General features: G+C 50.2%; 14 protein-coding genes. 5 read left to right on the top strand and 9 right to left on the bottom strand.

Translation table 11 applies throughout. The features are described 5' to 3' along the window. Positions 1–124: 124 nt before the first annotated feature. Complete coding sequence (locus D082_RS01880) at positions 125–700, bottom strand: DUF721 domain-containing protein (RefSeq protein WP_238546794.1); 576 nt, start codon at positions 698–700, stop codon at positions 125–127. A 150-nt stretch (positions 701–850) separates the two neighbouring features. Between D082_RS01880 and D082_RS01875 the strand changes: the two genes are divergently transcribed. Both D082_RS01875 and D082_RS01870 read left to right on the top strand, forming a co-directional pair. Beyond that, entirely contained in the window at positions 851–967 is a 117-nt protein-coding gene (locus D082_RS01875; protein WP_010873313.1) for a photosystem II reaction center protein I, read from the top strand. A 230-nt stretch (positions 968–1197) separates the two neighbouring features. Further along, on the top strand, positions 1198–3609 hold the full coding sequence (locus D082_RS01870) for a DUF3769 domain-containing protein (protein WP_028946630.1): 2412 nt from the start codon (positions 1198–1200) through the stop codon (positions 3607–3609). A 373-nt stretch (positions 3610–3982) separates the two neighbouring features. Here D082_RS01870 and D082_RS01865 read toward each other — a convergent pair whose 3' ends face one another. From D082_RS01865 to D082_RS01855, 3 genes are all read right to left on the bottom strand, one after another. Further along, positions 3983–4507, bottom strand: a complete 525-nt coding sequence (locus D082_RS01865) for a YqeG family HAD IIIA-type phosphatase (protein WP_028946631.1) — start codon at positions 4505–4507, stop codon at positions 3983–3985. Positions 4508–4560: 53 nt separating this feature from the next. Continuing rightward, entirely contained in the window at positions 4561–5310 is a 750-nt protein-coding gene (locus tag D082_RS01860) for a pseudouridine synthase (RefSeq protein ID WP_028946632.1), read from the bottom strand. 91 nt (positions 5311–5401) lie between these two features. Continuing rightward, positions 5402–5707 carry an MTH1187 family thiamine-binding protein gene (locus D082_RS01855; protein ID WP_028946633.1) on the bottom strand — a complete coding sequence of 102 codons (306 nt, stop codon included), beginning with the start codon at positions 5705–5707 and terminating at the stop codon, positions 5402–5404. 258 nt (positions 5708–5965) lie between these two features. Here D082_RS01855 and D082_RS01845 point away from each other — a divergent pair, with 258 nt between their 5' ends. Then, positions 5966–6820 carry a universal stress protein gene (locus tag D082_RS01845; protein ID WP_028946635.1) on the top strand — a complete coding sequence of 285 codons (855 nt, stop codon included), beginning with the start codon at positions 5966–5968 and terminating at the stop codon, positions 6818–6820. 114 nt (positions 6821–6934) lie between these two features. On the opposite strand, the gene psbM is transcribed toward D082_RS01845, so the two are convergent. Then, the gene (gene psbM / locus D082_RS17540; protein ID WP_010871338.1) at positions 6935–7042 is read right to left on the bottom strand and encodes a photosystem II reaction center protein PsbM; all 108 of its coding nucleotides are present in this window, start codon (positions 7040–7042) and stop codon (positions 6935–6937) included. A gap of 142 nt (positions 7043–7184) precedes the next feature. On the opposite strand from psbM, the gene D082_RS01840 reads away from it, so the two are divergent. Beyond that, positions 7185–8099: a histone deacetylase gene (locus D082_RS01840; protein WP_028946636.1), complete on the top strand. Its 915-nt coding sequence runs from the start codon at positions 7185–7187 to the stop codon at positions 8097–8099. 20 nt (positions 8100–8119) lie between these two features. Here the strand turns inward: D082_RS01840 and speB are convergent, their stop codons facing one another. The 4 genes from speB to D082_RS01820 all read right to left on the bottom strand — a co-directional run bounded on the left by speB (position 8120) and on the right by D082_RS01820 (position 12040). Continuing rightward, positions 8120–9040 carry an agmatinase gene (gene speB, locus D082_RS01835; RefSeq protein WP_028946637.1) on the bottom strand — a complete coding sequence of 307 codons (921 nt, stop codon included), beginning with the start codon at positions 9038–9040 and terminating at the stop codon, positions 8120–8122. Beyond that, on the bottom strand, positions 9041–9790 hold the full coding sequence (locus tag D082_RS01830) for a peptidylprolyl isomerase (protein WP_028946638.1): 750 nt from the start codon (positions 9788–9790) through the stop codon (positions 9041–9043). 60 nt (positions 9791–9850) lie between these two features. Next, positions 9851–10417 carry a photosystem I assembly protein Ycf4 gene (locus D082_RS01825; RefSeq protein WP_028946639.1) on the bottom strand — a complete coding sequence of 189 codons (567 nt, stop codon included), beginning with the start codon at positions 10415–10417 and terminating at the stop codon, positions 9851–9853. Positions 10418–10960: 543 nt separating this feature from the next. Then, positions 10961–12040, bottom strand: coding sequence for a hypothetical protein (locus D082_RS01820; RefSeq protein WP_028946640.1), 1080 nt, complete (start codon positions 12038–12040; stop codon positions 10961–10963). Between D082_RS01820 and D082_RS18480 the strand changes: the two genes are divergently transcribed. Next, entirely contained in the window at positions 12030–12170 is a 141-nt protein-coding gene (locus tag D082_RS18480) for a hypothetical protein (RefSeq protein WP_158506483.1), read from the top strand. The genes D082_RS01820 and D082_RS18480 overlap by 11 nt on opposite strands. Positions 12171–12192: the final 22 nt, after the last annotated feature.

Raw genomic sequence — 12192 nt, 5'->3', positions numbered from 1 at the left:
AACTAAGGGATTGGGCAGAATTGACTTTGTGATGAAGGAAATCAAAATGTTAGATTAAGATGTTCTAGACCTATAGATTAAAAATAGCAATATTTTTAGACTAGTTTTCCAGCCATGAAGCAAGCTAATGGCGCCCATCCTTTTCCGGTCGAGACTGGGAAAGAATTTCCTGCCAGGGTTGCCTAGCGCAGGCACGACAACGTCCCCAACGCTCTACTTCTCCCGGATTAACTGCACTGTGACATTGGGGACATTCCCGCAAAACTTGGGCCCGTTTTTTCAGTGTTGTGAGCCATTGCTCCAGAGCTTGCTCAGCGTTGGTGGGCTTCTGCGGACGATCGCCAATGGCAGGAGGGACAGGACGGCCCATGGGGGCGGAGGCTTCCGGTTGTCGACCCGGATGTTGTTGATGCCAATGGAGGGGGGAAAGCCGCAGATCAGTCAGCGGTTCTGGCAACTCCCGATTCAGTTTGGCCAGAAGATTAGTGCGCTGGAGTTGGAGATTTTGGGCCAGGGCCGGGGAAATGACCGCCACTGTCAGCACCCCCCGTTGAATGCCCAGGGGCTTGGTACATTCCCACAGGCGGGGATCAACTACTTTTTGCCAAGCTTTCTGCACTAATTGATAGCGACGCAGTTTTTCCCACTCGGGCGATCGCCCGAGAAGAGCTAATAAATGATCAAGATTGTTAAAGCCCATGGTTAGCCTCGTCAGTGGCAAAAATTGCCCTGCCATTCTCCCAAAGCCTAGACCGAAATGGGGTAGAGTAGGCAAGGTATAATGATTTTTGCGCCAAAATTTTTTGTCAGTTGAGCTTTGTCACGCCTTTGCATTTAACAAGGAGAATTTATGTTAACCCTTAAAATTGCTGTTTATATCGTTGTCGGCCTGTTTATTTCCCTGTTCATCTTTGGCTTCCTCTCCAGTGACCCCACCCGGAACCCTGGCCGCAAAGATTTTGAATAAACTCTGGTTAAAAAAATTTCCCTTTCTTTCCCTGGACTAATTTTTACCCCAAGGGTAGATTGGAACCTGACTGCTCTCCTCCACCGGAGAGTTTTTTGTCACTGGGGCCACAGACGAAACGATTTCTGGCAATTGATCGTCCCCCTTGTTAACCAAGCCCAGTTAGCTTTAGCTTTATCTCAGTCCACCCAAAGCAAATGTTAGCGTTGGCGTTTAGCTCGTCGATTTAAATGCCCCCTATTGTTTCCCCTCCCCCTCCTCCGGTACCCATTGAAGTGATCAGTCCGAGGGAGACTGAAGAAATGCTGGCAACTGACGGGGCGCCTTCCTCCTCGTCCACCCCTCCCTTGGCAGACCCGGCGATCGCCCAGGCATCGGCTAAGGATCTTTACCCCAACCCCAATTCCAGTTTTATCCTGGGAAGTCCCCCCATTGCCACAAGCACCACAGTTGGAGGCCAATCAGTGGGGGTTCCCATTGGTACGGCAAAAAAAATTATCAGCCAGTCTCGGGACGGAGAAATTCGTGAATACACCATCACCGCCCCCAGTGAATCAGAATTAGAGGTGATCACAGGGCCCACCAGCACAGAGGAAATTGACATTGAAGCTGGGCAAGAGGCGATCGGTGAAATTCTCGAAATTGAGCCAGAACCATCTCCTGCCCCGGCAGTCACGGAGAATAATCCAGAGCAAAATCAATTCCTGGATAGCTCCCCCATTCCAGCCACCGAGCAAGATGAAGTAAGTATTGCTCCAGAAGTAATCGAGTTAATTTCCGATCACCAGGAATTTGATAGCAACCGGGAAGTGGTCACCGCCACCGGCAACGTCACCATGCGTTTTGCCAATGGACTACTCCTAGCCGATCGCCTGCGGGTTAATTTGCCTGATCGGTTTGCGGTAGCTGAGGGGAATGTCACCTTGAAACGGGGGGAACAAATTCTCCAGGGGCAAAGATTTGAATACTTCTTTGTCCTTAACCAAGGGGTGATTTACGATGCCAACGGCGAAATCTACCAGCCCAGCACCGGCCGGGATTTTGCCCAAACCGTCCCCGTCGACTTTGGCAACCCCATTGTCTCCAACCAAAGCTTGAACGATCGCCTAGCCATCAACCAACCAGTCACCAATGTGGTGGGACAAGAAGGCTTTCGGGCCGGCATTGGAGCGAGTACCCCGGGGGCCCAGAGTGCCAGTCAAACGGATACCGGTGGCCAAGTCAATCGCCTCCGTTTCCAAGCAGAGCAAGTAGACTTCGACGCCGATGGTTGGCGGGCCAAAAAAGTCCGCATCACCAATGATCCCTTTAATCCCCCTGAATTGGAGGTGCAGGCGGAAACCGCTGATTACTACAATGTGGCCCCGGAAGTAGATGAATTAAAACTGACCGGTTCCCGGGTGCTGCTAGATCAAAAAACATCCTTGCCGTTCCAAGACCGCCTCACCATCGATCGCCGTGACCGCCAACCGGGATTGATCAGCATTGGTTATGACGGGGAAGACCGGGGTGGCTTATACGTCCAGGGGAATTTCACCCCCATCGACACGGAAAATGTCACTTTTCAGGTCAAACCCCAATACCTGGTGCAAAAAGTCTTTTTCCCCGACGCTTTTCCCCTAGCTAACCAGAGTGATGCGGAGGTTTGTGCCCTATGTCCCGCCGCCTTTGGTTTAATCACGGAGCTGAATGTCAACTTTAACGAACGGGTTAATTTACTTAATACCCTCAACTTCTCCAACCTTAATTTAGACGCCATTGACGATTCCCTGCGAGCTAAATTGGCGGTGCAAAATAAGCTGGGGGATTTAGCTAATCCTTACGATCTAAGGTTTGAATATAACTACCGTGAGCGTTTATACAATGGCTCCCTCGGCTTCCAAACAGTGCAAAGTAGTGTGGGGGCCATTATGGTTTCGCCCACCATCTATCCCTTTGAAGACCCTAGCTTCGCCCTCAACTACCAAGCCTCGATCCAAAGTGTGGAAGCCAGCACCGATCGCCAGGAATTAATTAACCCTGCCAGCGGCAACAACCTAGTTACTCTGATGCGTTTACAGGGAGCGGCTTCCCTGACTAAATACTTCGTGCTTTGGGCCGGAGAAGCTCTCCCCCCCACTGCGGAGGAAGGTCTGCGCTATACCCCCAATGTGGTGGTGCCCTATGTGGTTTTTAACACTGGCATTACCGGCGTAGGCAGTTATTACGGCGATGGCAGTACCCAACCTTCCCTCACCGGCACCGTCGGTTTTTCCGGACAATTTGGCAATTTCTCCAAACCCTATTTTGACTACACCGGCTTTAACATTGCCTATTCCCAGGGTATTCGGGGCGATGCATCACCATTTTTCTTCGACCGTTTTGCTGACACGGAGATAGTTAGCTTTGGGCTAACCCAACAGATTTACGGCCCACTGCGGTTTGGGGTGCAGGGTGCCTATAGTCTGACTGCCAACGAAGAAATCAGCACCGATTACGTATTGGAATATAGCCGCCGTACCTACAACATTCAACTGCGCTACAACCCCCAACTCCAGGTGGGCTCGATCAACCTCCGCATCAGTGACTTCAACTGGAGCGGTAACCCCGGCACCTTCGATGGTAGTGATATTCGCCCCGTCACCCAAGGGATAATCCGCTAGCGTTGACCGTGGATTATGGCTGACAATTGTTCCCCAACTTTATTTGCTTTTCTTGACATTTTTGGGCTGGCCAGTGGAAGAAAATCCAAAGAATAATTCTTCAGCTAAATTGGCGCAATTTTAAAGGGATCAAGCCAAAATGACCTGATCCCCATCGTTTTTATTATGTTAAGGGTCTTTATAAAGGTGACCCCTTGTTATTTCGTTGGATCAATTATGGCTGATCCCCAGGCGATCGCCGCTATATTTAAGATTCTCTTTATAATTCTCATAATTATTTCTGATTAAGTTTTGTAACAAGGTTATAACCGAGGGGGGTTGACGCCAAAAACCACTGGCAATCAGATTTTGTTCCCCTTAGCGGTGGGGCAACTCATTCGAAAATACCCTTTAAAGTAACCCCTAATTTTTGCGACAGCCAAACCTCTATGTTTCTGATCGACCAGGGGTAGAGGGGTTTACCGGGTAACTCCATTGGCTCCACCAAAATGGTGAACATGCCCAAGCGATTCCCCGCTAGCACATCGGTAAAGAGGCGATCGCCCACCATGGCAACGGATTCCACCGGCAACTGCATTTCTGCAATGGCTTGGCGCAGTTTACGGCGAGACGGTTTGGCCGCCCCATAAAGAAAAGGTAAATCCAGGGTTTGGGCCACTCCCCCAATGCGAGACTCGCTCATATTGTTGCTCACTAACCAAATGGGCAGCTTGGCCTTAATGGGATCAATCCAGGCCTGGAGCTCCTCGGAAACCCGATCCCCCCGAAAAGGCACCAGGGTTTCATCCACATCCAACACTAGCCCCCTCAGTCCATGGCGATCGAGAATGGCCGGCGACAGCTCCACAATGGTTTTGCCCAAGACTAGGTCTGGTTGCAATAATTTGGCACGGGTCATAGTGGGGAAAAATAGGGGAACTCAACAACAATAATAATACAATTGTGCGGAGCCTACCGGAGATTAACTTGTTTTTTCAATAGTCGAATTTCCGCGGGGCTAAGAAAACGAAATTGTCCACTGCCCAACACTTTTCCCCTGGTATTTAACTGTAGGGGACCGATGGTGCGACGATGGAGCTTTAACACGGTGAGCCCCAACTCTTCGGCCAGGCGACGAATTTGGCGGTTGCGTCCCTCCGTTAGGGTAACTAATAGGTGAATCCGGTCTTTGGTCTCGGAAATTACTTCCAAGGTGGCCGGTAAAGTTTTTTTGCCATCCAGCACCATGCCCGATCGCCATTGTTCTAAATCTTCGTCACTGGGATTGCCCTCTAACCACACGTCATAGGTTTTGGGCAAATGGTAGCGGGGATGGGTCAGCCGTAGGGTTAACTCTCCATCGTTGGTAAGGAGGAGAGCGCCGGTGGAATTGCGGTCTAACCGACCGACGGGATGCAAACCTTTGCCCCGCTGTAAATCCTGGGGAAGTAGATCTAGCACCGTTTTCCGGCCCTGGGGATCATCACAGGTGGACAGCACATCTCTCGGTTTGTTGATCAGTAAGTAAATGTCCCGGGGGCGATTATCAGCCTTAATTTGTTTTCCATCTACAGCTAGAAAATCCCGTTGGGGATCGGCTTTATCCCCCAGCTTTGCCACTTTGCCATTGACACTGACCCGCCCCGCCAGAATCATTTCCTCCGCATGGCGACGGGAGGCAATGCCCCACTGGGAGAGTAATTTTTGAATACGTTCAGCCATAATTTATTGGATTTGATGGCCCCGAGGGCCTGTGTTACGGCCAGAAACATTGGTTGCCCTAAGCACCGGCTAAAAGTTGCGAAACCAGAGCTTAGGAATTTTCCAGCCAGTTTTCCACGCTTTGGACCTTTTCTTCCATGGTCTGGGGGCGATCGGTACGGGTGCCGAAACGCATACTGGATGTGATGCGGGGGGCTCCCAGGGCGTGTACTGCTTCATGGCAGGCTTTAACGGCCGCAAAAACTTCGTCCCAATCCCCCTCGATGTTGGTGCCGTAGGCGTGCATGGTATGTTTCAGTCCCGCTTCAATTAATACTTTTTGGCAGGCGGCCACATACTGACCGACGGAAACCCCTACACCTAAGGGTACTACGCATAAATCTACGATGACGTTCATGGTTTTAAGTGGTCGGAAACGGCTGGCGACAATCTTGAATTGTCCTCGATTATAGTGGCCCCCGTTGGCATTACGTTGGCGATCGCCTTGAAATCAAAGTCTGCCAAGGCTGAGAAAGTCCGCAACAAGTCGTTAAATTTCTCCGCTTGCATTGGCCTTATTCTGAAGGGATAAGGCTTAACCGAGGAGAGCTTACCATTACCATTTTCCACGGCACGGTGGGGCTCTCCCTGAACCGATTCAAGGAACTCAATTATCATGCTTAGAAAAATTTTATACGCAGACTCCGGCACCAGCCAAACCCAAGAAATGCTCAAGGCCATGATGGATTTTCCAGCGGTGCAAAAGGCATCCATCACAATTTTGCACGTGGTGCCGCCCCAAATAACCACAGAGGCGTTCACGGAAAAATGGGCTGAGGGGGGCAAAATTCTGGCGGATCTGATGCAGGAGGTGGCCATTGACCCCAGTAAAGTTTCCACCATGTTGCGCCAGGGGGATCCCAAGGGAGTGGTGTGTGACGTGGCCAATGAAATCGATGCGGATTTGATCATTATGGGTTCCCGGGGCCTGAAACGATTGGAAGCCATTTTGGAAAATTCCGTTAGTCAGTATGTGTTTCAACTGACCAATCACCCCATGCTGTTGGTGAAGGATGATGTTTACGTTAAACGGATTAAACGGGTCATGGTGGCTCTGGATAAATCGGCGGCGGCGGAATATGCGCTGGATCTAGCCCTGGCTCTTTTGCGGGACTACCCCGAAGGAGAATTAATCCTTGCCCGGGTAAACCCTGATCTCAAACCGGATTTATTGCCCCTTTCCCGCCAGGAAATTGAAGAAAATCCCGTACTGGCCCCGGCGATCGCCAAGGCGAAACGTTTGGGCATTGCCTATCGTTCTACGGTAACGGGGGGTAAACCAGGGGAAAAGCTGTGTGAATTGGCGGAGGATTACAACGTTGATCTGATGCTGTTGGGTTCGCCCGATCGCCGACCTTCCATTGCCAAGAGCTTGCCGGATTTAGACCGACTGTTGGGCACTTCCCTGTCGGATTACATTCGGGTTAATGCTCCCTGTCCAGTGCTCCTGGCCCGCAAAGAGGGAATTTAAGTCCGACTTTAAAGTGAGTATTTGCCGAAATTCAGAGGAAAATTGGCACAGAAAAAAGGGGCTGGATCAATTCCGCCCCAGACTCTGTTCCGTTTGGCAATGGTTAACTGGGCCCTAGCTTTCGCTTTGCTTACCAGTTTGAATAAACAGGATCAACAGGAAAACCGTTGGCACCAACACGAATAAAATACTTGCTATAAAGCCGAGATTATTAACTTGCATAGCCTAAACTGCCTCGATCTTAAATTTGGCTCAATACTCTACCTAGAATAGCATTGGTGGGTTATGGCCCTGGGGCAATGGCTGAGGGGTTTACCAAACTTTTTGCCCTGCTTTCTCCGCTCCATTTCACCCTCCTCCCACCATGGTTGCCATTATTTACAGCGCAGAGTTTTTACACCACGACACCGGCCCCACTCACCCGGAGTGTCCTGCCCGGCTGACGGCGATCGCCAGTGCGTTGCGTCAAATGCCAGGGGCCAATTATCTCCATTGGCAAAGACCTTCCCTCGACCAGCCGGGGTTAGACCAGTACATTCTCCAATGCCATAGCCAGGGGTATTTAAGCGAGTTGGCAAAATTAGCCCAGAGTGGTGGTGGTTCCCTTGATGCTGATACTCCTGTTTCTCCCCAGAGCTATGATGTGGCTCGCTTGGCAGTGCAGGCTTGGCTAGATGGGGTTGACCATTGCTTAAATCAGCGGGAATCGGCCTTTGTGCTGGCCCGTCCCCCAGGGCACCATGCGGAAAGGGACCGGGGCATGGGCTTTTGTCTGCTCAACAATGCGGCGATCGCCGCCCATTACGCTTTGACTAAGCCAGGAATAAACCGGGTGGCGATTTTGGATTGGGACGTACACCACGGCAATGGCACTGAAGCATTAGTGGAAAATAACCCCCAAATTTTCTATTGTTCCCTACACCAGTTTCCCTGTTACCCCGGTACGGGTCAGGCCGGCGATCGGGGCAAATATAATAATGTGCTCAATCTTCCCCTCGCCCCCGGCGGTGGCGGCAAAGTTTACCAACGGGCCTTTGCAGACCAGGTGTTACCTTTTTTACGGCAGGTTAAACCAGATTTATTGCTGGTTAGTGCGGGTTATGATGCCAATCAGGCTGATCCCCTGGCCTACATGAATTTGACCCCTAAAGACTACGCCATGATGAGCCGCCATCTGCTGGAAATCTGTCCCTATCTGCTGTTGGGTCTAGAGGGAGGCTACCATTTGCCAAGCTTGGCCCAATCGGTGACGGAAACCATTAAGCCCCTGTTGTCCTGATTTATGTATTGAGTACAGACTTAAGACTTTCTTCGTTGGGATTCTCCCCAATACCCCATTAATTTATAGGCCAATTTAGCAGTGGAAAATTCTGATACAACCGAGCCTTGCACCGGGGCCAGTTCCATCAAGTCACAACCAATCACCTGCTTAGTTTGAAAAAGACGACGGAAAAATTTCAACCCATCATACCAACCCAGCCCCCCGGGTTCTGGGGTACCTACCCCCGGCAGGAAACCTGGATCAAAACCGTCCATATCAATGGTGAGGAAAACCTTATCCGTGGCAATGCTGGCGATCGCCTGGTCAATCCAGTGGGGATTATCGGCCATTTCCCTAGCCCAAAACACAGGAATATTTTTTTCCTTAATTAACTCCGCCTCTTCCTGGCAAATGGCCCGGATGGCGATCGGCAGAGTAGGCAAACCCAACTCCAGTACCCGGCGCATCACGCAAGCATGGTTATGACGGGACCCCTCAAACTCATAGCGCATATCCCCATGGGCATCAATCTGCACCACCGTAAACGGATCTGAATTAACCTTTTGCATCGCTTGCACTACCCCAGTGGTGATAGCGTGTTCCCCACCGATCGCCACAACAAATTTACCATCCCGCAAAAAAGGCACAATGCCATCACAAACTTCGCTCAACATGGCTTCCCCTTCCAGGGCAGGATGTTTATTGCTATCCGCCAAAGGCACACAGGTGTAAATGCCCAAATCATGGCAAGGGGAAGTGGCCAACTCTTCATCGTAGGCTTCCAACTGGTCTGAGGCTTCCAGCACCGCCCCTGGGCCATACTGACAGCCCTTACGGTAGGACGTGGTGGCCTCGTAGGGAATGGGCACCACCACCACAGCGGCATCAGCGTAGGGGGTAGTGGCCTCGGACTCTAGAAATTGTTTGGGCCCAGAGGAAAATGCGGTGAAACTATCCATCTATCTCTGTAAATTATTTTGTCCTTCAATCACTTTGGCCGATTGGATTTTATCGCCCTGTTTAATATTTAGTACCACGTCCATGCCCTGGGTGACGTAACCAAATACGGCATAGTCGCCATCTAGGAAGCTCGTTTCGTCAGAGAGGGTGAAATAAAACTGGGAAGAAGCAGAATCAGGCATTTGGGAACGGGCCATGGCCACTGCGCCGGTTTTATGGGGAAGCACCACCGGGGGACTGCTATAACCGCCCTGCTGCCCCACCGGCTGACCGTACAGCGGTTCTTCCGGAGCATTTTCCACTGACGGGTCAATTTTAATTTCCAAAGGAATATTGCGGGGACGTTGGGTATTTTTATCCACATAACCCCCCGTGCCGTCACCTTTGGGGTCTCCCCCCTGGGCCACAAAGCCATCCACCACCCGATGGAAAACTAAACCGTTGTAGAAACCCTGTTCCACCAAATCAACAAAATTGCCAGCAGTCACGGGAGCATTTTCCCCATCCACTTCAACGATGATCGGCTTGCCGTTAACCATCATTTCCACGGTAGCTTTGCCATTCAGGCGGGGTTTGTAGTCCTTGTAATTATCCATGGCCAATTGGGCCGCTGGACTACCGGTTTCCGTAGGGGAAGGTTGGGCCGAAGAATTGGCAGAAGGTTGGTTACAGGCAGTGAGTAGAATATTGACTACAAAAAAAACACCCACAAACCAAGTGGCTCGGTTAATATTGGCTAAAATCCGCATAAAAGTCTAATCTCCCGATAATCTCCGTGATCGCTGGTGGGGGCTTTATCCCAAAGTTACCTACAAACCTTCCAGGGGAACTTCCAGAAAGCGAGCTAGCTCGGCCCCCTGATTTTCCAACTGGGAAAGGGAAATGGGTTGTCCGGCCCTGGTGAGGGGAATGTCCCGCCGCTGTTTAACTTTGAGATATAAGGACCGTTTAGGGTTGACTCCCTCTTTGATTTCCGCTTTGACTGCCTGGACATCGGCAATTTCATTGACCAATTCGATGCGGCGATTTTTGCCGGGGAAGCCCCAACGAAAAATCGTTACCTTACCAGACTGTTTGTTGAATTCATTGTAGCCACTGCCCACGTTCAGGGCCATGGTCAACCAGAGATAACCTGCGACGATGCTACCCGCTACGCCATAGAAGAGCAGAGCGACTCCCTGGGGAATGAACTGTATCCCACTGGTGTCACTAACAATCAAAAGATTCTGACCAAGGTAGCTCGAAAGACCGGCCAGAAGAAAGCCCACACCACCAATGCTGGAAATTCCAGCCCAGAAAACGTTGCTGAAGCGACGGGCTCCCAATACCTCTTGGCGCAAAATTTGGGAAGATTCTGCGAGCGTCTGTCCACCCATGTATTTCTCTAATTGATGATTACAGCGAAACTAACCTCTGAATTCTACCAAGATTCGCCGCAGTGCTCCAAAACCTGGCTCTAGGTTACCCGTCGATTAGATCCTTCGAGTGCCTATGGTGCTGTAATTGAGGAACTCTACATCAATAACATAGACACTAATTGACATCCTCACTCTGGCTTTAACCAGAGAATTCCTAAACCTCACGATTTAGGTTTCTGCTCCATAGCACCTGCCTCCGCAGATCTACTCTGTTTGGGTCTTAAGGTTGCTCCGCAGACTGACACCGCTAGGCCAGCGGCAAAGATAGTCAAAGCGTTGGCTGACTGTGATTTGCAGTCCTCAGCTATTGAGGGATTTCTGTTGTTTATTTAACAAGCTTAAGGGGATGATAATTGCCTGAGGAGACCAAGTTTTTTGTCGTAATTATCTTCGTTTTACCACCTAGACTGATGAAAGGGCGGTAACACTATCGACAAAGAGTTTATGAATGTTAAGAATTTAACTGAATCTTCAGATAGAAATAAATATCCCATGGCGAAATTAACGTTCCCGGGGAAGAAAATTGCGCCAGTAGGGAGGCAGTAGGTCGTCAAAATATGCTTCCACAGAGCGGTAGTGTTTTTGATAAAGCACACCAACGGCAATAATGGCTAAACCAAGGGCAGACAGGGCAAAGGGGAACAAGATGGAATCGGCAAAAACTTGGAAAGCTAAATAACTGATGTAACCGAATACCCCCATTACGCCAAACACCATAAACAGCCGTCGTTTGAGCAAAATTGACAAAGCCATTAAGCCCAGATTAATTAAGCAAAAGAGTAGTCGGTACCATTCCGTGTCTTCCCCTGTGGCCAAAAGGCTAAACCAAAAACTGATCAGTCCAAAAAGATAAAGCCAAAAGCTGTAATCTCCTTGACTCCGTCGCCAGCGCAAATCCACCCCATAGGCGATCGCCAAACAGACAATGCCAAAGCCAAGGGTGATGCGGGCCGCAGTGATAAAACTAACGGCATCGCCATAAATTAGGGGAGGAATATCGATGGAGAGAAACCAGAGACAGAAGGCAAGGGGAAAGGTGAGGAAGGGAAAGTGAATGAATCGTAAAGCTAATAAACTGACAATAATGGTACCCATGGCCAGGGGAAAACGACCGCTCATTAACCAAGTGGGTAAATTGCGGTAAACAGAGGGGTCTTCGAGGGAAATTAAGCCAAAGCCCTGTTGCAACCCATAAATGGCGAGGGGAGTCATCCAGACAGCAATGGTAATTAATAAACCACCGGGGACGGTTAATTTTTGCCGGAAATAAAGCCAGTGACCCACTACAGTCAAAACCCCGGCATATAACACCGCCACAGTGAACAGACCAAATCCCCCGAGGGCGTCCCAGACTAAGGTGCCGAGAAAAACCATGGCCACAATGACAATCAGGGCGCCAAAGTAGAAAGCCACGTTGGCAAAGTCGAATTGTAAGGGTGGAGAGTCATTAACCGTACTTTCCCCTTCTGTGGCAGGCAGACCCTTGTACTTTGTCCAGGCCTGCCACAATTGCTGTGCCTGCTCGGCGGATAAATATTCTTGTTCCACAGCCCACATTAGGTCTGCTTCGGTGATATCCATCTTTAAAAATTCCCCTCAATTTCTCACCATTGAACTTTCTACCGTAACAGGCGATCGCCAGGGTCAGGGGGGCAACAGGGCAATTCTGGAATTGGAGAAAATTGACGACGGGGAGATAAGGGGCAATTAATTCCAGAAAAATTAACCCAACC

It is taken from the genome of Synechocystis sp. PCC 6714 (assembly GCF_000478825.2).
GTDB lineage: Bacteria > Cyanobacteriota > Cyanobacteriia > Cyanobacteriales > Microcystaceae > Synechocystis.
The sequence above is the reverse complement of the archived record's forward strand: the minus strand, read 5'-3'. Positions and strand labels throughout refer to the sequence as shown.

Coding starts and splice junctions, on each gene's coding strand:
- D082_RS01830 (WP_028946638.1), bottom strand. CDS start 9,790: ATGCGGATTTTAGCCAATATTAACCGAGCCACTTGGTTTGTGGGTGTT.
- D082_RS01820 (WP_028946640.1), bottom strand. CDS start 12,040: ATGGATATCACCGAAGCAGACCTAATGTGGGCTGTGGAACAAGAATAT.
- D082_RS01845 (WP_028946635.1), top strand. CDS start 5,966: ATGCTTAGAAAAATTTTATACGCAGACTCCGGCACCAGCCAAACCCAA.
- D082_RS01865 (WP_028946631.1), bottom strand. CDS start 4,507: ATGACCCGTGCCAAATTATTGCAACCAGACCTAGTCTTGGGCAAAACC.
- D082_RS01875 (WP_010873313.1), top strand. CDS start 851: ATGTTAACCCTTAAAATTGCTGTTTATATCGTTGTCGGCCTGTTTATT.
- speB (WP_028946637.1), bottom strand. CDS start 9,040: ATGGATAGTTTCACCGCATTTTCCTCTGGGCCCAAACAATTTCTAGAG.
- D082_RS01825 (WP_028946639.1), bottom strand. CDS start 10,417: ATGGGTGGACAGACGCTCGCAGAATCTTCCCAAATTTTGCGCCAAGAG.
- psbM (WP_010871338.1), bottom strand. CDS start 7,042: ATGCAAGTTAATAATCTCGGCTTTATAGCAAGTATTTTATTCGTGTTG.
- D082_RS01870 (WP_028946630.1), top strand. CDS start 1,198: ATGCCCCCTATTGTTTCCCCTCCCCCTCCTCCGGTACCCATTGAAGTG.
- D082_RS01860 (WP_028946632.1), bottom strand. CDS start 5,310: ATGGCTGAACGTATTCAAAAATTACTCTCCCAGTGGGGCATTGCCTCC.
- D082_RS01880 (WP_238546794.1), bottom strand. CDS start 700: ATGGGCTTTAACAATCTTGATCATTTATTAGCTCTTCTCGGGCGATCG.
- D082_RS01840 (WP_028946636.1), top strand. CDS start 7,185: ATGGTTGCCATTATTTACAGCGCAGAGTTTTTACACCACGACACCGGC.
- D082_RS01855 (WP_028946633.1), bottom strand. CDS start 5,707: ATGAACGTCATCGTAGATTTATGCGTAGTACCCTTAGGTGTAGGGGTT.